Source organism: Winogradskyella tangerina (assembly GCF_003260205.1).
Lineage (GTDB): Bacteria > Bacteroidota > Bacteroidia > Flavobacteriales > Flavobacteriaceae > Winogradskyella > Winogradskyella tangerina.
Genome location: NZ_QERF01000002.1, coordinates 167,362 through 189,102 on the forward strand (window position 1 = coordinate 167,362; position 21,741 = coordinate 189,102).

Genomic DNA, 21,741 nt, shown 5'->3' on the forward strand with positions numbered 1-21,741 from the left:
AAACCTACCGTTATGAAAAGTTTATATAAAATATTTAAACGATTAGCTGACTTCTTTGCAAGTCTTATAGGTTTAATAATAATTTCTCCATTATTAATCACCCTGATTATAATTCTGGCCATTTCGAATAATGGTAAACCATTCTTTTATCAAAACCGTGCCGGATTAAAAGGAAAACCATTCACGATCATTAAGTTGAAAACCATGAATGATAAAACAGATAGTAATGGTGAGTTACTTCCTGCCGTGCAACGAATTACCAAAGTTGGTCGATTTTGTAGAAATTATTCACTAGATGAACTTCCTCAACTTATCAATGTACTTAAAGGTGACATGAGTTTAATTGGCCCAAGACCATTGTTAGTATTGTACTTAGAATATTACAATGAAGAACAAATAAAGCGTCAAGACGTTTTACCAGGAATTTCTGGTTGGGCTCAAGTAAATGGTAGAAATGCCATTAGCTGGGAAGAAAAATTCGAATACGATGTCTATTACGTAGAGAATCTGTCGTTTTCATTAGATATGAAAATTCTATTCAAAACCATTGAAAAAGTAATTGCACCTAAAGACATCAATAATTCAGAAGAGATGGATATGCCTAGATTTACAGGTACTAAAAATTAATCTTTAACTATAACTTTCCCCAAATGTTTTTCAAAATTAAAGAAGGGAAATCTAGTACAACTAAAGTTTCCCGATCTGCACCTCAAAAGATAACTGAAATTACAGATAAGCAACAATGGAAATCTATACTACGAAAAATAAGTAGTCATGATTTTTATCATACCTACGATTATCATGTCATTTCTGCAAATGAAAATGAGCAACCCATTTTATTGGTTTATCAGGATGGTCAAAATTTAATTGCGCTACCTCTGATCCTAAGAAATATCGAGAATACAAATTATTCTGATTTCACCTCTGTTTATGGGTATTGCGGACCAATAACGAATATCAAGGACACCTCTTTTAATTTCTTAAACTTTCAATTATGCTTGAAGGATTATCTTAAACAAAAAGGAGTTGTTTCGCTATTTAGTCGACTGCATCCATTTTTAAACCAAAATCCTATAATTGAAGGACTCGGTAATGTTGAAGAACTAGGCAAGGTTATAAATATTGATGTTTCTAAAACCATTGAAGAATCTAGAGCTGTCTATTCAAAGTCTAATAAAAATCAAATCAATAAATTAAGACGAAAATGTGAAGTCGTATTAGCAAAGACCGAAGAAGAAATTTTAGAGTTTGTTGATATTTATCACGAAAATATGCGTCGTCTAAATGCTAAAGAACATTATTTTTTCGATAAAGAATACTTCTTGAACTTTCTAAAAGTTGAAGATTTTCAAACCGACATTATTCTGATTAGAGATATCGAAACGAAAAAGTTTATCGCTGGTTCAATGTTTGTAAAAACTGGTAAAATTGTTCAATTTCATTTATCCGGAACAAGAACTGAATTTTTGAAACTACATCCTTCAAAATTATTCTTAGATGAGATGCGCCTTAGAGCAACTGAGGAAGGCTATACATTTTTTAATCTTGGTGGAGGTTTAGCGGGTGAAGAAGATTCACTTTTCGATTTTAAAGCTTCATTTTCTAAAGATTTTAGGCTTTTCAAAGTATGGAAATGCGTTGTGGATGAGGAGGCTTACAATCAATTATCCTCAGGAAAGGAAGAATCAAACTTCTTCCCTAAGTATCGAGAGTTCATCAAATAATATTTACCTCCTTAAAAGACGCAATAAAATTGTGTGGTAAATAATTTTCTGAAACTTGTGAGGCTAGAGCTACGTGAATATTCTGCCCATTATCAATAAGGCCAATGGTTTTCCAACCTAATGAATTAGGTGTCACAAAGTCTTTTTTAATATTATCCGCAATGTAGTAATACTGCTTTGCTGATAAGGCATCTTCTACAAGTTTAAAATTGCGTTCATTTGGTTTTTCACTACCTATGGCTTCAGAAATAACAGTTTTGCTTAAGTAATTCGTAATTCCTAATGCTTCTAATTTTGCTGATTGGGTTTTGACTCTACCGTCGGTAATAAGTGCAATTCTTCCTTCTTTTTTAAGTATCGCCTTGAAAAGATCAAGTACGCCTTCAAACAAGGTAATATTAGGTTTATGGTTACGGTACAACTGAACCAAATCTTGCTTTTTAACTCCATAGCTATCCGACAGGTACTGAAATACATCCTTACCCATTCGGTACATGGCAAACATTTCCCGGTATAAATTCTTGCTGTTATCTGGATCAATTTGAACTGAGATATCTCGATACGCTGATTTCAAATAATCAATTTCGTTGTAGAGCGTATCGTCCAGATCAAAAACGATGACCGTATGTTTATCAATCTTTATATCCATGTACTAATATCTCATCGTCGTAGCGAATCATAAGGAGATCAGATTCCCATACATCAAATTTATCCTCAATGCTTTTGCTTAACAAATATTCTTCGATAATCCATTTCGGAAAATTGGCACCTGCCAGATAAGAAAGTGGAAAACCTCCACCAAATCTCGGATTTACCTCGATTCCATAGATCTTAGATGCATCTGATTTATGAATAAAAAGCTGCAAGGTTAAACAACCAACGGCACCTTCTATGCGCTTTAAATTTTTTGTGATAAAGTCTACTAAACCGTTGCGCTTTGTAAGTGCCTTGTACACTTCGCCATCTCTAACCTCTAATCGCTTTCTTGGTACAGCACACTTTAAATCACCTTCTTTTGAATAATACAAATCGCAGGTAAATTCATCGTAATCATTATGGTCTAAATAATCTAAAAACATGAGTTTATCATTACTGAAATGATAGTCTGTTAGGTCTTCTTCAGATTCAACTATATATGTATCTACACTCCTACTGCCATCGACAGGCTTTATAAATAAAGGTAATTGATAATTAGATTTAGAATACTCCTTGGCAACAGCAATATTATGCGTTTCAAAAAACTCGTGAATAGCACGTTTATCTCTGCACTTTTTTATGAAGCTTACTTTAGAAATTACTATTTGAACGCCGATGGCTTCAAATTGAGCTTTGTGTTTCGAGAGGCTTAAAAGTTCTGTATCTATTGTAGGAATAATTAATCCTATGTCATGGTCGTCACAAAGCTTTAGAAGGCTGTTAATATACTGATGATTATCTAATCTAGGAACATCGAAATACGCATCAGCCACATGGCAGGCTGCCGACAAAACTGGTTCAGAATCCGAAGCAAACACTTTGGCTTCGGGAAAAATAGTTTTCAATTCTTTTTGAAAAGCTCTTATTAACGATACCCGTCTACCAGCTGAAGTAATTAGAATGTTCATTTTATAAAATTAAGGCTTCTAATATGGTAATCCATAATTAAGGTCCTAAATATAGCTACCGCAATAGAAAGCTAAAAAAAGAACCTATGATTGGTAAATTAATTGGATTAGGGTAACGATTTGATACAATAAACACATTTTCATTTTCAAAAGCAAATCACGAGGTCATACTCATGGCAATTCTATGGCCAACTTAAAAACCGTAAAACGGCCAATATCAATACTTTTTTATCGTAGGAAAATCTTGCAACTTAAATTATAGTAAGGTTTTGGTGACAACGTAAATATTTACCTTTTATCGTCTTTATTTGTTGAGTCTCATATTATTAATGCATCTTTAAATCGATTTAATAATCGTGTCCCAAATCCCTCTAAGGCATGAAATTGAAAAGGTAATGTCTATTACTTAACAATTTGACTTATGAAACCTAAAATATGGTTGTCTTCACCACACATGAGTGGTTTAGAACAAACTTACATAAAAGAAGCATTTGATACCAATTGGGTTGCTCCTTTAGGACCCAACGTAAATGGTTTTGAAAAAGACCTACAAGATTATCTTAAAGAAGATAGACATGTAGCAGCTCTTGCTTCCGGTACAGCAGCTCTTCATTTAAGCCTTATTCTACTTGGTGTTAGCCAGGGAGATGAAGTTATTTGCCAAAGCAAAACCTTCTCTGCTTCAGCTAATCCTATAGTATATCAAGGCGCAACACCTGTTTTTGTGGATAGTGAAACCGACACTTGGAATATGTGTCCGGATTTGCTAGAAGAAGCCATTAAGGACAGAATTTTGAAAGGCAAAACACCTAAAGCTATTATTGCGGTACACCTCTATGGAATGCCTTATAAGGCAGACGAAATTCATGCTGTAGCTAAATCCTATAATATCCCTGTGATCGAAGACAGTGCAGAATCTTTAGGAAGCCATTATAAAGGTCAAAATTGCGGAACCTTTGGAGATCTTGCCATATTATCATTTAATGGTAATAAGATCATTACAACCTCAGGAGGTGGTGCCATTGTGACAAAAACAGCTGAAGAAAAAGAAAAGGCTGTGTTCCTTTCAACACAAGCTAGAGACAATGCGCCACACTACCAACATTCGCACATTGGGTACAATTACAGAATGTCTAATATCGTTGCCGGAATTGGTAGAGGACAAATGACCATTTTAGATAGTCATGTTGCTAAGCGTCGTGCTAATCATGAGTTATATCGTAGCACCTTTGAAAATATTTCGAATATCACCTTTTTAAATGAACCCGAAGGTCATTTTTCAAACCGTTGGTTGTCTTGTATTCTGTTAGATTCCAAGGAAACTCGTGAAGGTTTAAGGTTGGCTTTAGAAAAAGAAAATATCGAATCTAGACCATTATGGAAACCTATGCACCAGCAACCAATATTTAAGGATGCACCAAGTTATTTAAATGGAGTTTCTGATGATCTTTTTGACAGAGGACTCTGTTTACCAAGTGGTTCCAATCTAAGTGATGAAGAACTCAATAGAGTTATTTCTGCTATAAATATGTATTTTGCAGTATGATAGTTAGGTTTTTAAATAAAATATCACAGCGTTATGCTTCAAAATGGTTAGTGTTACTATTTGATGTTTCCATCGTAGTAGCGACTTTCTTTTTAGCCTATCTCATACGATTTAATTTCCAGATCGATTTCGACTTTTATACCCTGGTCAAACAGCTACCATATGTTAGTGCTGTTGCAGCAATAAGTTTAGTAGCGGTTGGTACCTACAAGGGTGTTGTTAGATTTACAGGTTTTAAAGACATTGTAAATGTGATCATTGGTACTAATATTTTAGCGACCATTTTAATATGTTGTACATTTTTAAGCAGAAAATTTTTAGGTGAAGACAGCATCTTCAATATCTCAGGATCAATAATTTATATTCATTTATTATTGAATATTCTGTTCTTAATTGGTGCCAAACTTTTCATTAAATCGCTTTATAATCAAATTACACAAGATGTAAATACAACCGCCAATGTTCTCATATTTGGTGCCGGTAATTCTGGAATGCTAACCTATGATGCCATTCAGAATGATACCAAAAATGGTTTTGAAGTTGTTGGTTTTATCGATGATGATGAGCGCAAAATTGGCAAGAAGATCAATCTGCTAAAAGTATATAGCATCTCTTCTATTGATGAAGAATTCATAAAGAAATATAAGGTTGAAGACGTTATTATTTCTATTCAGAATATAGATCCTTCAAGATTATTACAGATCACTGGAAACTTGTTTTCACTTGGACTTAAAGTGAAAATTGTTCCGCCAGTTCAAAGCTGGATTGATGGTGATCTTAGCGTAGGACAGATCAAGGAAGTTAAAATTGAAGACTTATTAGGAAGAGATCCAATTAACATTAAAAATCCTGATCTCGAAGACCAATACGATAATAAAGTTATTCTAATTACTGGTGCAGCTGGTTCTATTGGTAGCGAAATTTGTCGTAAAGTCAGCCTGTACAATTATAAGAAGCTGATCTTGGTTGATAATGCTGAGTCTGCGCTTTATGATATCCAACAGGAATTCAAACAATTAGGACTTTCAAATATCGATGCCATTGTAGCCGATGTTCGAAATAAAACCAGAATAGATCAGATCTTTAATCTTTATAAGCCAAAGATCGTTTTTCATGCGGCAGCCTACAAGCATGTCCCTTTAATGGAGAATAATCCTTATGAAGCGGTGAGTGTAAATATTGGCGGAACTAAAAATGTAGCTGATATCGCTGTAAAACACAGTGTAGATAAGTTTGTTTTGATTTCTACCGATAAGGCAGTTAACCCTACAAATGTTATGGGTGCCACAAAACGTATTGCCGAACTATACGTGACTTGTCTTAAAGGTAAAGGACATACAAAATTCATAACCACACGCTTCGGAAATGTACTCGGTTCTAATGGATCTGTGATCCCATTATTCAAAAAACAAATTGAAAAAGGTGGTCCTTTAACTGTTACCCATAAAGAAATCACACGTTATTTTATGACTATCCCAGAAGCTTGCCAGCTTGTATTAGAAGCAGCTGCAATGGGTAATGGTGGCGAGATCTTTGTGTTTGATATGGGAGAGCCCATTAAGATTTTCAATTTAGCTAAGAACATGATCATACTTTCAGGTTTACGTTTCCCTGAAGACATCGACATTAAGATCACCGGACTCAGGCCAGGTGAGAAAATATACGAGGAACTTTTAGCTGATGGTGAAAACACTAAAAAAACCTATCACGAAAAAATAATGATTGCTAAATCGAGATTTGTCGATATTGAAAATACAGAGAAAGGCATCAATAAGTTAACCTCAATTAATTCGTTAACGCAACCATTAGAAATTGTATCCTCTATAAAATCATTAATACCAGAGTACATCTCTAATAATTCAACCTACGAGGTTTTAGACACAAAAAATAATACTAACTTATAAATAATAATCATAAAACGTAACATGAAAACTCGCAACTTTATACTTCCATTATTAGCAATTGTTATGCTAACTTCATGTGGATCAAGAAAGAATATAGTTTATTTTCAGGATGAACCGATTTCAGATGTCATCACATCAGAACCAAAACAACTGATCTATAAACCAGACGATATTATTACTATTAATGTTTCGGCTTTAGACCCTGAAACTGTAAGACCATTTAATCTGACGCTTGTTGCCGGTGGTGCACCTGCAAATAACCCACTTAATGCCCAGGCTGGTTTACAACAACAATCTTATTTAGTAGATTATGACGGAAATATTGAGTTTCCTGTATTAGGAACCTTAAAAGTTGCAGGTTTAACACGAACAGAGTTGACTGATATGCTCACAGAGATGATCTCTGAGTATGCGAAAGATCCTATCGTAAATATTAGATTGGCCAACTTTACAGTGACTATTCTTGGTGAAGTTAGAAATCCAGGAACGTTTACAATACAAGATGAAAGAATAACAGTATTGGAGGCCTTAGGTCTTGCTGATGACCTTACTATCTTTGGTAAGCGAAAGAATGTACTTTTAATTCGTGAAGTTGACGGTAAGAAAAAGTTTGCCAAAATCGATCTCACCTCTATCAATAGTGTGAATTCTCCAGTGTATTATTTACAACAGAATGACGTTATTTATGTGGAGCCAAATACGGCGAAAGTAAGAGCTTCTACCTATAACCAGAATAACGCAATTTTAATCTCAGCTATCGGAACATTAACCACTATTATTACTGTTTTCCTAGTTAATAATAATTAAAATAGTTTTTTTATTTTCACTAAATGGAATCTAAACCAGTCTCTACTACAAATGAAATAAGACAGAGTGTAGAATTATTTCTCGCACAATGGAAGATGTTATTATTATGTGCTGTAATTGGTATTGCACTTGGGGTGACCTATTTGAGGTACGCTACAAATGAATACAATGCAAGCGCCACTATTAAAATTAGAGATGAGAAACAATCGCAAAAGATTCCTACCATGGATGAAATTGCAAGTGAAGGTTTATTTTCTGATGGAACCAATAAGATCAAAGATGAAATTGAAACCATCAAATCAAGGTCCTTATTACGTAAAGTTGTAAAAAGTCTAGGGCTTAATATTAGTGTTTACGCAGAAGGAAACATTAAAGAAAGAGAGATTTACAGAAATGCTCCAGTGAGTATTAATTTCTTTGAAAACGACTCTATCATAGATCGTGTTGGTGCAGATATCCATATTAAAGTGACATCGCAAACCGATTTTCTACTTTTCGACGAAAAGGTTAAATCATTAATAGATAATGGCGATGAAGGTGGTACACCATACGCATTTGGTGATAGAATTGAAATGGGTTTCGGTGATGTTGTAATTACACCAAATATTGGTAAACACGCACCAACAATAGGAAGTAATCTAAAAATTGCAATCTCTCCTGTTGACCGCATAGTCAATAAGTATCAAGCTGCAATTAACATCACAACTGATGTGGGCTCGAGTGTTATTAGGCTAGAACTTAACGATACCAATTCATATAAGGCAGTTGACATTTTAAATCAGATCATTGCAGAATACAACAACGATGTGCTTCTTGATAAAGAGGAAGTTGTTAAAGTGACTTCAGATTTTATTAATAACAGATTACAAGAAGTTGCAGCGGAATTAGGAGAAGTTGAATCTAGTGCCGAATTATTAGCACAGCAAAACAATCTTACAGCATTAGGATCACAATCTGATCTTAATTTACAGAGTAAGAAGCAAATCCAGTCGCAAATATCATCAACAGCGACTAATATTCAAATGATTGCCTATTTACAGGAAGAAATTGCTGATGAAAACAAAATTAGCGACATGCTTCCAGCCAATATCGGAATTGGAGATAGTAATACTGCTCAGGTGATTAAAAGTCATAATGAATTAGTTGCGCAGCGCGATCGTATTCTAAAGAATTCAACAGAAAAGAACCCTGTAGTTATTCAGTTAAATAATCAGATTGAAGCTTTAAAAACAAATCTTCAAAACTCGTTAACATCGATTAAACGAACCTCCGAGCTCACCCTCGAAAACCTAAATGCAGAAAGCAATAGAATCAGTGGTCAGCTGTATACAGCGCCAACAAGAGCGCGTCAATTAAGAGGTATTAAAAGACAACAGGATATAAAAGAATCTCTGTTTTTGTATCTATTACAAAAACGAGAAGAATCTGCCATAAGATTAGGTATGTATACACCAAGTGCGAAGATCGTTGACAAAGCTTATTCTTCACACCGACCTGTAGCACCTAACCCAATGATGGTTTACCTCGCCTCATTAATTTTCGGTTTAGGTATTCCAGTTGGTTTAATTTATATTTCAGACCTTATAGATACTAAAATTTATACGAAAGAAGATCTTGCGAAACTAGTAGACATTCCTTTTTTAGGTGATATTCCAAAAACTTCTAAAAAGCAGAAGCTCGTTAAAAAAACGGATTACTCACCAAAAGCCGAAGCCTTTAGAATTGTGCGTTCTAATATCGATTTTATGCTGAGGGATCTCACAGGAAGGTCTAAAAAATTATTTGTAACATCAACTAAGGCACAAGAAGGTAAATCGCATACCAGTACTAATTTAGCTACCTCTATATCATTCTCTGAAAAATCAGTTTTACTAATTGAAATGGATATCAGAGTACCGAAAATATTGAAGTACCTCGAAATAGATGAAAAACCTGCCAAGGGATTATCAGACTACATCGCAGATACAAGTATCAAACCTCAAGATGTTGTTGTGAAGCATCCTGAAAATAAGTTCTTAGATATTATCCCTTCTGGAAGTATTCCACCGAATCCTTCAGAATTATTAATGAGTGAGAGAGTTACACAGTTGTTCAAATTTTATGAAAATAAATACGACTATATTATCGCAGATACTTCTGCGGTTGGATTAGTAAGTGATACGCTTCTTATCTCAGATCATGCAGATATTTTCATTTATGTGGTAAGTGCTGATAATGTTGATAGTAGACGACTTGTAAGTGTTGTTCAACCGCTTTATGAGAACAAAAGACTTCCTAATATAACCATGCTTCTTAACGGTGTTAAACCTGGTAAAAAAGGATATGGTTACGGTTACGGTTATGGTAATAACCCGTCGAAAAAGAAGAAGTGGTATCAATTTGGTAAAAAATAGAGCTTCCCTTAAACCTATTTTTTTTTAAAGACTATAACTTTCGTCGGCGTTTTTCAGTTTTTAACAACTCTAATTCTCTATTCGTTTGTCCGGCTACTGAAGTATTCTCCTCTGCCCTTCTAATTAAATATGGCATAACATCTTTTACAGGACCAAAAGGAATATATTTTGCAACGTTATAGCCAACAGCAGCAAGATTATAACTGATATGATCACTCATACCATATAATTGCCCAAACCATACATTGTTATCATCCTTGCTAATATTATACTTCTCCATGAGTTCCATGGCTAAATAGCAGCTTTCTTCATTATGCGTCCCAATGAATAATGAAATATCACTGATATGCTCAAGAATATAAGACAATGCATTATTGAAATTATCGTCTGAAGCTTGTTTATTTTCACAAATTGGTGATTTGTAGCCATGTTCTGAAGCTCTTTGACGCTCTTTTTCCATATAAGCGCCACGGACTATTTTCATCCCAACTTTAAACCCACCAGCCTTAGCTCGCTTGTGCAGTTCTTTTAAATAATCTAAACGATCCCAACGATAGCACTGAAGTGTATTGTAGACGATTGTTTGATCGGTGTTGTAAATGCGCATCATTTCCTCTACGAGATCGTCAGCGGCATCTTGCATCCAGCTTTCTTCGCCATCGATTAAAACTTCCACATCTTTTTCCTTCGCCAATTTACAGACAGCATCAAATCTAGCTACAACCCTATTCCATTCCTCCTGTTCAGGTTCATTAAAGGCAATACCTTCTGATTTCTTTTGATAAAGCGCAAATCGCCCAAATCCTGTAGGCTTGAATACTACAATTGGCATCGCTTCTCTCTCATCACAAAAATGAATGATCTTCAAAATCTTTTCTAATGCACTATCAAACTGTTCTTCTGTTTCTTTGCCTTCTACAGAGTAGTCTAAAACAGAGCTAACACCCTTAATAAATAACTTGTCGATAACTGGTAAACAGTCTTCTTCATTTACACCACCACAAAAATGGTCGAATACAGTAGACCTAATTAAACCTTCCACAGGTAAATTAGCCTTTAGCGCAAAATTAGTTGCTGCCGTACCAATACGCACAAGAGGTTGCGAAGAAATCATTTTAAAAAGAAAATAGGCACGTTCTAATTCAGAATCAGATTTTAATGCAAAGGCCGTACCTGTATTTTCAAAGAGTGAGCGATTTATCATAGGTTAGAGAATAATTAATGCAAATATATTTAATCCATTGCTTATTTTTTTCTAAAAAAAGGGAGTATTTTCACAGTCCGAAAAAAGGAATATTGAAAATGACATCCATTACAACAAAAAATGCTGTAGTTCATTTTAATGAGCAGGTTTATGAAGAATTGAATGCTTATATCAAATCTTCGAGTCCTTCTAAAATTTTCATATTGGTAGACACAAATACGCACGAGTATTGTCTTCCGCAGTTTTTAGCAAAGCTTGAGAATGGTGATATTGTCGTTGAAGTTATGGAAATGCCTGAAGGCGAGGATCATAAAACCATAGACATTTGCACAGGTGTCTGGGAAGCACTTTCAGAATATCATGCCGATCGAAAAAGTCTACTTATAAACCTTGGTGGCGGCGTTGTAACGGACCTTGGTGGATTTGTGGCAAGTACCTATATGAGAGGAATCGATTATATTAATGTCCCTACCTCTCTATTAGCTATGGTTGATGCCTCAGTCGGTGGAAAAACAGGTGTAGATCTCGGTGCGCTCAAAAATCAAATTGGTGTTATTAGCGAAGGAAGCATGGTTTTAGTAGATACATCATATCTCGAAACATTACCACAAAATCACATGGTTTCGGGCTATGCTGAAATGCTGAAACATGGACTCATTGCAGATAAAGCCTATTGGGAGCGACTAGTAAACCTTCAGGATTTAGATATTTCAGATCTCGATAAATTAATATACGATTCGGTGGTTATTAAAAATAAAGTGGTTACCGAAGATCCCACAGAGCAAGGGCTGAGGAAAATTCTGAATTTCGGGCATACACTAGGCCATGCCATTGAGAGCTACTTTTTAGGTAATGCAGATAAAACACCATTACTTCATGGTGAAGCTATCGCTTTGGGAATGCTTCTAGAAGCCTACCTTTCAGTAAAAAGTACCGGATTATCAACTTCTGAATACGAAGAAATTAAAACAGGTATACTCAATACCTTTTCAAAAGTTGAAATTACTGAAGCCGATCAGAAAATAATAATCAACTTACTGATGCACGACAAGAAAAACAGTCATGGTAAGGTGAAATTTGTTCTTTTAGAAGCAATCGGCCAGCCAAAGATCAACTGTGAAGTAAGCAATGATTTAATTCTAGAGGCTTTCGCTGACTTTAATTCTTAGAGGTAACGTGTTTTTATAACCTCAATGTGATGGTTTTCATGTCCGGTTATGATATACCCTAATGCCCTTACAGAAATTGGTGCACCGCTAGCCTCACCAACTCGCTGTTGAGACGTTCTGTCAAAACTATCGAATAAAGAGATTGTCGCTTTTCTAACACTTTCATATTCTTGAACAAGACTTTCGAACGATCGATTAGAGGCATTTGATTTAATCACATAATCATTTTGTTCAAAACCAGCTAATGGCGTTTGATCTCCTCTGGCAATCCGCAAGGCTCTATAGGCAAAAATCCGCTCGGTATCAATGATATGAAGTAATACCTCCTTAATCGTCCACTTTCCTTCAGCATAGGCATAATTGTGTTTGCGCTTTGGAATTTCAGACAGAAAATCGCTAACGGTTTGAAGATTACTTTTTAGACCTTCAACAATAACTGTGCCTGTAGCTTTATCTATGTATGCCTTATAATATGGGTGATACTCTGATGCATCTAATTGGTTTGAAATCATAATCCTTTGGGAAATAAAAAACCCTTAACAAAATTGCTAAGGGTTTAAATATATCGACTTTTACTTATAGTTCGTTAAAAATGGTATGCATTAGGCGTTTTTTGTCGTTAATGCTTTCTTCAAGCGATATCATGGTCTCAGTTCTGTAAACACCTTCAATATCATCTAGCATAAAAATTATGTCCTTTGCATGCATGGTATCGCGTGCGCGAATTTTACAGAAAATATTGAATTTTCCTGTGGTAATATGAGCAACTGTTACATATGGTATACTTTCAATGCGCTCTAAAACAAATTTTGTTTGTGATGTATTCTGAAGAAAAACACCAACATAAGCGATAAATGAATATCCTAATTTTTTATAATCTAAAGTTAGAGAAGAACCTTTAATAATTCCTGCTTCTTCCATCTTCTTAACTCGAACGTGAACTGTACCTGCAGAAATCAATAATTTTTTTGCAATATCCGTAAATGGAATACGCGTATTATCGATAAGCATGTCTAGGATTTGGTGGTCAACTTCGTCTAATTTAAACTTTGCCATAATTGTATAATCTTTAAACTTTATGCAAAAATAAAGGATTTTTATTAGCAATTACGCATTGAAAAAGAGTTTTTTTAGGGTTTTAGTACGATTTTTTCATTATTTATCAATACGAAATCGTTTTCGTTAGTAACTTTTATCTCTGAATTATTTTGAGATTTTACAAGTTGACCACGCGCATTAATTTCTCTATGACCAAAAAATTCATCAAGTTTTGAAATTTTTTCAACCGTTGGAACAAATTCAATTTTACCATTCTTTAATAGTTCTACATATTGAATTGCAATGTCTACAACATCAGATTCACTTTCAGATATGCGGGCGTTTCTAATTATGATATCATAAAACTGTTTGCCGTTTTCTGGAATTTTAAAATAATCCTCGTGGTTGAGATTATTCATGCCTTCAGAAATAACACCTAAACCTTTTAAAATAGCCATAAACATGAAGTAGCGCACTTCTTCCCTATCGTAATCGTTAGGTAAATGTCCAGCTTCAAATAAAATGGTTGGAATTCCAAAACTCTGAAATGTATCCCCAACACAGTTTAAATTAAATCCATCATTGTATCTCGCTACTCCATTCGGAATCTCCTCCTGAAGTAATTGGTTGATCCCAATAATGATCTGCATTGCAACCTTTCGATTAGGCGTTATGCTACGTGCTTCATCTTGAGCTGGTGATAAAAACGAAACTGTTGATGATATGTTTGTGTTTCCGACATTATAAATGGTGCGTTGGCCATGTAAATTAAAACAATAATCAGGCTTAAATTTATCATAAACAGCCCTTAAAACCTTACTCTCCGCCTGTGAGAGCTCTTGGGCGTCTCTATTAAGATCAATAGCATTTGCGTTTAAACGTGTGTAGCGCTCAGCCCCATCAGGATTTAATATAGGTATTACCAACAGCGTACAGGCCTCTAAAATAGAATTTGGAACAGTGTTATTAGTGAGAAATAGATTAAAACAATCAAATAATGCCTTGGTTGTCGTTGATTCGTTACCATGCATCTGAGACCATAAAAGTACTTTTCTTGGTCCGTTTCCAAATCTTAAACTATAGATGGGACGTTTTTCTTCGGAATTACCAACGACAGAAACTAGAGACTTCGGAAATTCTAATAAGCAGTTTTCAATATCAGAATTGGTAATATATCGGCCTTTTAATTGGGCTTCTTTTACCAACGAATACAAACTTTTGAGATGACTGATTTTCATTTAGAAATTTTAGCTGTTACAAATGTAACTATTTGATTATTTACAATTGTAAACAGTCAATTGTGATTCTAGTGTTACATAAGTATACAGATGAGTCACAATTGTAGCTAAGGTATAATGTTGGCTTTGAATTATTTTCAATAGGTTTATTTTATTTTTTATATAATATTGTATTTCAGTTTATTATATAATTTTAATAAAGTATTAATTTAATTATATTGGACGTTTCAAACCTTTATTATTGTCTTTTGAAATACTATTGTTTATTTTTGTAACGTTATTTATAAGGATAACCTGTTTACAATGATAAACTCTGCCGATTTTACTATTCGACTTCAAAAAGTCATTGATTTTTACGACGAGACCGCCTCAAGTTTTGCCGAAAAAATTGGTGTGCAGCGCTCTAGTATTTCACATATTCTTTCAGGCCGAAATAAGCCAAGTTTAGATTTTGTGATGAAGGTGCTACACTCCTATCCAGAAGTAGAATTATACTGGTTACTAAATGGCAAGGGCAGTTTCCCTAAAATAGATTCTGCTCCGAGTACTGAACATTCAACGACAAATTTTTCTGAAGACCTACCCGATAATCCGTCTACTACAGATTCAGAAATTGAAAAAATCGTGATCTTTTATAAGGACGGTACTTTTAAAAGTTACAAGCCTTAATATTCAATTTACTAGAGTATCTTTGCACAAACTGTAAGGATGAAGCGTTTAATTATACTCTATTTTTTTCTATCATTAACCAGCTGTTACGAGGTAGAACGAAACTGCAATGACTTTAAAACTGGGGAGTTTGAGTTTAAATACATACTCGACGGTGAGGAGAAAACCGGGCGATTTGTAAGAACAGACTCTCTAAATATAGACTACTACGAAGACACCATTGACACCTCTTCTGTGCGTTGGATTAATGATTGCGAGTTTATCCTTAAAAAAATTAATCCCAAAACCAATGCTGAAAAAGAGGCTATACATATGAAGATTTTGTCAACAGATGGTATGTCCTCATACACCTTTGAATATAAATTAGCAGTGAAAAAACCTAATCGCCCATCGAGAGTGGAAAAAGGTGTTGCTTACAAGATTAACTAGAGACTATGTTAGACTTTTTACTTTCGTCAGACGCAATACTGGCATTACTGACATTAACCTTTTTAGAGATTATCCTCGGAATAGATAATATCGTTTTTATTTCTATTGCAGCCAACAAACTCCCAGAAAATCAACGAAGCAAGGCCACCAACATTGGTTTAATACTAGCAATGGTACAACGTATTGTACTACTGTTCTTTGTCTCCTTCTTAATTGGATTAAGCGAACCTTTTTACACCTACAAATCAAATTGGTTGAACGTAGCTCTGAGCTGGCAATCCATTATACTATTTGCTGGTGGTTTATTTCTACTATATAAAAGTACCGTCGAAATCAGGGAAAAAGTCGAAGAGCCCAGTCATGGAGAAGACACTCTTAAATCAAAAACGTTTAGATCGCTTTCTCATGCTATTACTCAGATCTTAATTATCGACTTTATTTTCTCTGTAGATTCTATTTTAACGGCTGTTGGTATGACTAACGGTCTTCATCCCAACTCTAACTACACTTTGGTATTAATGATTATTGCTGTGGTTATTTCAATTATCGTTATGATAGCATTTGCTAACCCAATACGGAAATTCATCGATAAGAATCCAAGTATGCAAATTTTGGGTCTCGCCTTCTTAATTCTGATCGGTTTTATGCTTATCACAGAGGCAGCACACCTTTCACATACAGAGTTCTTTGGCAAAACTGTAGGTGCCATTCCGAAAGGCTATTTATATTTTGCGATTGCCTTTTCTCTATTTGTAGAATTCTTAAATCTGAAAACGGTACGAAAAAGACGAGCTAAAAAGCAATAGAACATTTTATTTATTCCGCAGGACTGAAATTTTAAGTTATTTTGAGCTAAGTGTAACAAATTTCTACTAGAAGAGCGTCACCTGACCCGAATCGTCAACATCGAGATCTTCGTCATCTTGACTATTTGATGCCTCATCTTTAGTTGTCGATTTCTGCTGCTCCGCATCACTATTTTTTTCCACATTTAAATCTACAGTTACCGTTTCTTCATCAACAACTTCTAGTTCGTCAGCGTGCACTTCTTCGGGAGCTTCAAAAGGCAATGGATCTAATTGATTTATCTGATTTATTTTTTCTTTAGTTAGTTGATTTCCAAGTGCATTAATCCCTTTTACTGCAATAAATTCTTCAAGATTAACCTCCATGTTAGGCTTACGATCTTTTCCTCTAGATTTGGTAAATTCTACCTCAACCATTGGGCGCCATTCGGTTGAAACAATTTCTAGCTGAGAATCGGGATGACTAGAAATAAAAGACTCTTCTCGCCCTTCATTTTCAATCAAGAATCGCTTGACATAATAACGTTCTTTTTCACCGTCGTAATAAATGGCCGAAATTGGTTTTTTTGGAAGCCACTTTTCAAGGACGATCATATCGCTATCAAAATGCGTGGTCAATTCAGGAATAATAGTTTTTACAATACCCGATTGCGTTATCACCAACAAGCGGTCTTCACCTCTAAATTCTCCAATTAACTCGCCGCGCTCATCAACATTAAGGCGTTGCACTGCATCATCGAACCAAATCTTACGAGGTTTTAATGTAGAAACTCCCTTTTCTTTTAATTCAATACGCTTAACTGAGTATTTGGTTACCAAATTTCCTTTAGACGTCCGGCCTTTAATAAGGATATCGGCAAAATTGAGATCCCATTTCAGTTTCTTAATACTTCCTACCTGGCGAAGCAAAACCGTCACTACTTCAGCCTCACCATTTGGATTTGCTGAGAAATACCAGACCACAGAACCCTTGTTTCCATTTGTGAGGTCGTACTCCCGATCGCGGGTAATGCTAGTAACAGCAAAACGTTTCACATAAGACGGACCACCCTTACCATCGCGATAGATCATGTTGTAAATGGTACGCTTGTCTTTCTTTTTAAATACCGCTACATGAATGATATTCTTACCAACAAAGGTTTTAGAATCCACCTTAGTCACCATCATTTTACCTTCCTTGGTAAAGACAATTATATCATCGATATCACTACAATCCGCCACGTACTCATCGCGTCGCAAAGAAGTTCCTATAAAGCCTTCCTCTCTATTGACGTAAAGTTTTGTGTTTCTGATAACCACTTTGGTAGCATCAACATCATCAAACACGCGCAGTTCGGTTTTACGCTCTTTGCCTTCGCCATAATCTTTTTTAAGTCTTTCGAAATAGGCAATTGCATATGCAATGAGGTTGGCTAAATGATGCTTAACCTCAGCGATTTGATCTTCTAAAGCATCGATTTTTTGTTGAGCCTTATCAATATCGAATTTAGAAATACGCTTAATTCTTATTTCTGTAAGCCTAACGATATCGTCTTCAGTCACCTTGCGTTTTAAATGCTTAATATGTGGTTGAAGCCCTTTATCTATTGCGCTTATTACACCTTCCCAGGTTTCTTCTTCTTCAATATCGCGATAGATTCGGTTTTCGATAAAGATGCGTTCTAAAGATGCAAAGTGCCATTGTTCTTCGTATTCACCGAGTTTTATTTCTAACTCTTGTTTTAAAAGCTGTACCGTATTATCTGTTGAACGACGTAACATTTCAGAAACACCAACAAAAAATGGCTTGTTCTCTTCGATAACACAACCTAAGGGTGAAATTGATGTTTCACAATTTGTAAAGGCGTATAGTGCATCAATGGTCTTATCTGGCGATAACCCGGAAGGTAAATGAATTAATATCTCAACCTCAGCTGCCGTATTATCTTCAATACGTTTAATCTTGATCTTCCCTTTATCATTGGCCTTCAAGATCGAATCGATAAGAGATGATGTTGTTGTTCCGAAAGGAATTTCAGTGATTGCTAGCGTATTTTTATTGATTTGAGAAATCTTTGCGCGCACTCTCACTTTTCCACCTCGCATTCCATCATTATAATTTGAAATATCAGCAATTCCGGCCGTTGGAAAGTCTGGTAACAAAGTGAATCGCTTGCCTTTCAAATGCTTAATGGATGCATCTATAAGCTCTAAGAAATTGTGTGGAAGTATTTTTGTCGAAAGTCCGACCGCAATCCCTTCACCACCTTGTGCCAAAAGCAAAGGAAACATTACAGGTAAATTTATTGGCTCTTTTCGTCTGCCATCATAAGAAGCTTGCCACTCCGTGATTTTCGGATTGTAGACTACATCTAAAGCAAACTTAGACAATCGTGCTTCAATGTAACGCGAAGCCGCTGCTCTATCACCTGTGAGAATGTTTCCCCAGTTCCCCTGGGTATCAATAAGAAGATCTTTCTGACCTAATTGCACCATAGCATCGGCAATACTAGCATCACCATGCGGATGGTATTGCATGGTATGCCCAACAATGTTGGCCACCTTATTATAGCGCCCATCATCTAGGTCTTTCATGGAATGCATTATACGTCGCTGCACAGGTTTAAAACCGTCTTCGATTGCAGGTACCGCACGTTCTAAGATTACATACGAGGCATAATCCAAGAACCAGTCTTTGTACATTCCGGTAACTTTGGTGATAGTCTCTTGGTTGCCGTTGTCTTCGTTTAACAACTCATCATGTTCTTCTGTCATCTATCCTTCTTTAAGCTTTCTATTTGCTTTTATTGTTTTTCTTAGCGATTGTCGTACGTACTTCAATTTCTTAGGTTTGAGAAGTGTGACGTTAAATCGCTCTTTAATTTTTGTTCCGTCATAATTCTTTATGAGAACCACTAAAGATTTATAAACGATATAATTTTTTATTTTGAAACCTTCGAGTTGTTGTCTCGAAAATTCTAATTTGTTTTCTCTGTAATTTATATACTCGGTTAAAATTAATCCTTTATTGAGTATTACAATTTTTGCACCATCACTATCATATTCGAAATAACCCGCAATCGAATGAAACAGGACTAATATTACAAACAGCCCAAGAATAATGAAGAATGTACTATCAACAAAAAAATCGAGGGATTTAAAAACGGTTATCATCAGAATCCCAAAAACTATCAAAACGAAATAGATAGAAACAACCGTATTCTTTACCTTTCGATTGTCTGTTCTCATGGAGTTTCTTCTACTATATCAAGTTCAACCTTAAGGTTTTCGATGATAAATTCTTGTCTTGATGGTGTGTTTTTACCCATGTAGAACGACAGTAGTTCTTCAATAGACATGTCTTTATCTAACATTACCGGATCTAACCGAATATCATCTCCAATAAAGTGCTTAAACTCGTCTGGAGAAATTTCACCTAACCCTTTAAATCGAGTAATCTCTGGCTTAGGCTTTAATTTTTCAATGGCATTTTTGCGCTCTTCTTCAGAATAGCAATAAATGGTTTCTTTTTTATTTCGAACTCTGAACAGTGGCGTTTGTAAGATGTATAAATGTCCTTCCTTAATCACTTCAGGAAAGAATTGCAAGAAGAACGTAATTAATAACAAACGTATATGCATTCCATCCACATCAGCATCTGTGGCAATAACAATGTTATTATATCTGAGATCCTCTATAGATTCTTCAATATTTAAAGCAGCTTGTAAAAGATTGAATTCTTCATTTTCGTACACTATCTTTTTACTTAATCCATAAGAGTTTAATGGCTTCCCTTTTAGACTGAATACAGCTTGAGTATTAACATCTCTTGACTTTGTGATACTTCCAGATGCTGAATCACCCTCCGTTATAAAAAGTGTGGTTTCTAAACTTCGCTCACTTTTGGTGTCTCCAAAGTGAATACGGCAATCGCGCAACTTCTTGTTATGTAAGCTTGCTTTTTTAGCACGTTCTTTAGCCAGCTTTCGAATACCCGATAGTTCCTTACGTTCGCGTTCAGCTTGAAGGATTTTACGTTGTAATTTTTCAGCGGTATCTGGATTCTTATGAAGATAATTATCGAGATTACGCTTTACAAAATCGTTGATATACGTTCTTACCGTTGGTAGATCGCCACCCATATCTGTTGAACCTAGTTTGGTTTTAGTCTGACTTTCAAAAACCGGTTCCATAACCTTTATGGCAATGGCAGAAACTACAGACTTTCTGATGTCTGAAGCATCGTAATTTTTTCCGTAGTATTCTCTTATTGTTTTAACGAGTGCTTCTCTGAATGCAGCGAGGTGTGTTCCACCTTGAGTCGTATTCTGACCGTTAACAAAGGAATGGTATTCTTCGCTATACTGGGTTTTACTGTGTGTAATAGCAACCTCAATATCGTCACCTCTTAAATGAATGATCGGATACAGCAGATCACTTTCATTAATGTTTTCTGATAAGAGATCTTTAAGGCCGTTTTCACTGTAATACTTCTCGCCATTAAAAACTATGGTCAATCCAGGATTGAGATAAACATAGTTTTTGAGCATTTTTACAACGTACTCGTTGCGATATTTATAATTTTTGAAAATACTCACATCTGGAACGAAGGTTACCTTTGTTCCTTTGCGTCTTGACGTATCATCCAAAAACTCCTGATCTTTAAGCTCACCTAATTCGAACTCTGCCGAAGCCGACTTGCCATCTCGAGTAGATTCTACTCTGAAATATGTAGATAATGCATTTACTGCTTTTGTACCAACACCATTAAGACCCACTGATTTTTTGAAGGCTTTGGTATCGTACTTACCACCAGTATTCATCTTAGAAACTACGTCTACAACTTTTCCTAGTGGAATACCACGGCCATAATCGCGCACAATAACGCGCTCACCTTGAATGGAGATCTCAATAGTTTTACCAGCTCCCATAACGAATTCATCTATGGAGTTGTCTAAAACCTCCTTTAGAAGAATGTAGATACCATCATCGGGTGAAGAACCATCACCTAACTTACCGATATACATACCCGGTCGCATTCGAATGTGTTCTTTCCAATCGAGTGAGCGTATGTTTTCTTCAGTATAATTAGACTGTTCTGCCATAAAAGTTTTCGAAAATTTAGATGAAGGGCTAATATAATATTATACGTTAAAAAATGAAATATGGTTTAGGTAAAGTAATTAACAATAAATGCTGAATATTGTTGAGAACATTGGCTTCGAGCACAT

At 35.3% G+C, this 21,741-nt stretch carries 19 protein-coding genes; 10 read left to right on the forward strand and 9 right to left on the reverse strand.

What is annotated here, in order from left to right; all coding sequences use genetic code 11:
• Positions 1–12: 12 nt before the first annotated feature.
• Complete coding sequence (locus DDY94_RS03460; protein WP_111682654.1) at positions 13–627, forward strand: sugar transferase; 615 nt, start codon at positions 13–15, stop codon at positions 625–627.
• 23 nt (positions 628–650) lie between these two features.
• Entirely contained in the window at positions 651–1,724 is a 1,074-nt protein-coding gene (locus tag DDY94_RS03465; protein ID WP_111682655.1) for a GNAT family N-acetyltransferase, read from the forward strand.
• Here DDY94_RS03465 and DDY94_RS03470 read toward each other — a convergent pair.
• Together DDY94_RS03470 and DDY94_RS03475 are read right to left on the reverse strand one after the other, a co-directional pair.
• On the reverse strand, positions 1,717–2,373 hold the full coding sequence (locus DDY94_RS03470) for an HAD family hydrolase (protein WP_111682656.1): 657 nt from the start codon (positions 2,371–2,373) through the stop codon (positions 1,717–1,719). The genes DDY94_RS03465 and DDY94_RS03470 overlap by 8 nt on opposite strands.
• Complete coding sequence (locus tag DDY94_RS03475) at positions 2,357–3,328, reverse strand: ATP-grasp domain-containing protein (RefSeq protein ID WP_111682657.1); 972 nt, start codon at positions 3,326–3,328, stop codon at positions 2,357–2,359. Before DDY94_RS03475 ends, DDY94_RS03470 begins: the two co-directional genes overlap by 17 nt.
• Positions 3,329–3,749: 421 nt before the next feature.
• On the opposite strand from DDY94_RS03475, the gene DDY94_RS03480 reads away from it, so the two are divergent.
• Genes DDY94_RS03480 through DDY94_RS03495 form a run of 4 tightly spaced genes read left to right on the forward strand, consistent with a single transcriptional unit; the run spans position 3,750 to position 9,978 of the window.
• On the forward strand, positions 3,750–4,874 hold the full coding sequence (locus DDY94_RS03480; RefSeq protein ID WP_111682658.1) for a DegT/DnrJ/EryC1/StrS family aminotransferase: 1,125 nt from the start codon (positions 3,750–3,752) through the stop codon (positions 4,872–4,874).
• Complete coding sequence (locus DDY94_RS03485; RefSeq protein WP_111682659.1) at positions 4,871–6,778, forward strand: polysaccharide biosynthesis protein; 1,908 nt, start codon at positions 4,871–4,873, stop codon at positions 6,776–6,778. The genes DDY94_RS03480 and DDY94_RS03485 overlap by 4 nt, the downstream gene beginning before the upstream one ends.
• Before the next feature lie 21 nt (positions 6,779–6,799).
• Positions 6,800–7,585 carry a polysaccharide biosynthesis/export family protein gene (locus DDY94_RS03490; protein WP_111682660.1) on the forward strand — a complete coding sequence of 262 codons (786 nt, stop codon included), beginning with the start codon at positions 6,800–6,802 and terminating at the stop codon, positions 7,583–7,585.
• Positions 7,586–7,608: 23 nt separating this feature from the next.
• Complete coding sequence (locus DDY94_RS03495; RefSeq protein ID WP_111682661.1) at positions 7,609–9,978, forward strand: GumC family protein; 2,370 nt, start codon at positions 7,609–7,611, stop codon at positions 9,976–9,978.
• 31 nt (positions 9,979–10,009) lie between these two features.
• On the opposite strand, the gene DDY94_RS03500 is transcribed toward DDY94_RS03495, so the two are convergent.
• On the reverse strand, positions 10,010–11,182 hold the full coding sequence (locus DDY94_RS03500) for a proline dehydrogenase family protein (RefSeq protein ID WP_111682662.1): 1,173 nt from the start codon (positions 11,180–11,182) through the stop codon (positions 10,010–10,012).
• 98 nt (positions 11,183–11,280) lie between these two features.
• Here DDY94_RS03500 and aroB point away from each other — a divergent pair, with 98 nt between their 5' ends.
• On the forward strand, positions 11,281–12,351 hold the full coding sequence (aroB, locus tag DDY94_RS03505) for a 3-dehydroquinate synthase (protein WP_111682663.1): 1,071 nt from the start codon (positions 11,281–11,283) through the stop codon (positions 12,349–12,351).
• On the opposite strand, the gene DDY94_RS03510 is transcribed toward aroB, so the two are convergent.
• From DDY94_RS03510 to DDY94_RS03520, 3 genes are all read right to left on the reverse strand, one after another.
• Positions 12,348–12,863 carry a DinB family protein gene (locus DDY94_RS03510; protein ID WP_111682664.1) on the reverse strand — a complete coding sequence of 172 codons (516 nt, stop codon included), beginning with the start codon at positions 12,861–12,863 and terminating at the stop codon, positions 12,348–12,350. The two genes, aroB and DDY94_RS03510, sit on opposite strands and share 4 nt — an antisense overlap.
• 64 nt (positions 12,864–12,927) lie before the next feature.
• The gene (locus DDY94_RS03515) at positions 12,928–13,407 is read right to left on the reverse strand and encodes an Lrp/AsnC family transcriptional regulator (RefSeq protein WP_111682665.1); all 480 of its coding nucleotides are present in this window, start codon (positions 13,405–13,407) and stop codon (positions 12,928–12,930) included.
• 74 nt (positions 13,408–13,481) lie between these two features.
• Positions 13,482–14,627, reverse strand: coding sequence for a M14 family metallopeptidase (locus DDY94_RS03520; RefSeq protein ID WP_111682666.1), 1,146 nt, complete (start codon positions 14,625–14,627; stop codon positions 13,482–13,484).
• Between the two features lie 303 nt (positions 14,628–14,930).
• On the opposite strand from DDY94_RS03520, the gene DDY94_RS03525 reads away from it, so the two are divergent.
• From DDY94_RS03525 to DDY94_RS03535, 3 genes are read left to right on the forward strand one after another with little or no spacing between them, the layout of a single operon-like run.
• The gene (locus tag DDY94_RS03525; RefSeq protein ID WP_111682667.1) at positions 14,931–15,296 is read left to right on the forward strand and encodes a helix-turn-helix domain-containing protein; all 366 of its coding nucleotides are present in this window, start codon (positions 14,931–14,933) and stop codon (positions 15,294–15,296) included.
• Positions 15,297–15,335: 39 nt separating this feature from the next.
• Positions 15,336–15,725, forward strand: a complete 390-nt coding sequence (locus tag DDY94_RS03530; RefSeq protein ID WP_111682668.1) for a hypothetical protein — start codon at positions 15,336–15,338, stop codon at positions 15,723–15,725.
• A gap of 5 nt (positions 15,726–15,730) precedes the next feature.
• Entirely contained in the window at positions 15,731–16,531 is an 801-nt protein-coding gene (locus DDY94_RS03535; protein WP_111682669.1) for a TerC family protein, read from the forward strand.
• 66 nt (positions 16,532–16,597) lie between these two features.
• On the opposite strand, the gene DDY94_RS03540 is transcribed toward DDY94_RS03535, so the two are convergent.
• Genes DDY94_RS03540 through DDY94_RS03550 form a run of 3 tightly spaced genes read right to left on the reverse strand, consistent with a single transcriptional unit; the run spans position 16,598 to position 21,615 of the window.
• Positions 16,598–19,285, reverse strand: a complete 2,688-nt coding sequence (locus tag DDY94_RS03540) for a DNA gyrase/topoisomerase IV subunit A (protein ID WP_111682670.1) — start codon at positions 19,283–19,285, stop codon at positions 16,598–16,600.
• Positions 19,286–19,759 (reverse strand): hypothetical protein, encoded by a 474-nt coding sequence (locus DDY94_RS03545; protein ID WP_111682671.1) that lies wholly within the window; start codon positions 19,757–19,759, stop codon positions 19,286–19,288.
• The gene (locus DDY94_RS03550) at positions 19,756–21,615 is read right to left on the reverse strand and encodes a DNA topoisomerase IV subunit B (RefSeq protein WP_111682672.1); all 1,860 of its coding nucleotides are present in this window, start codon (positions 21,613–21,615) and stop codon (positions 19,756–19,758) included. Before DDY94_RS03550 ends, DDY94_RS03545 begins: the two co-directional genes overlap by 4 nt.
• Between the last annotated feature and the right edge of the window lie 126 nt (positions 21,616–21,741).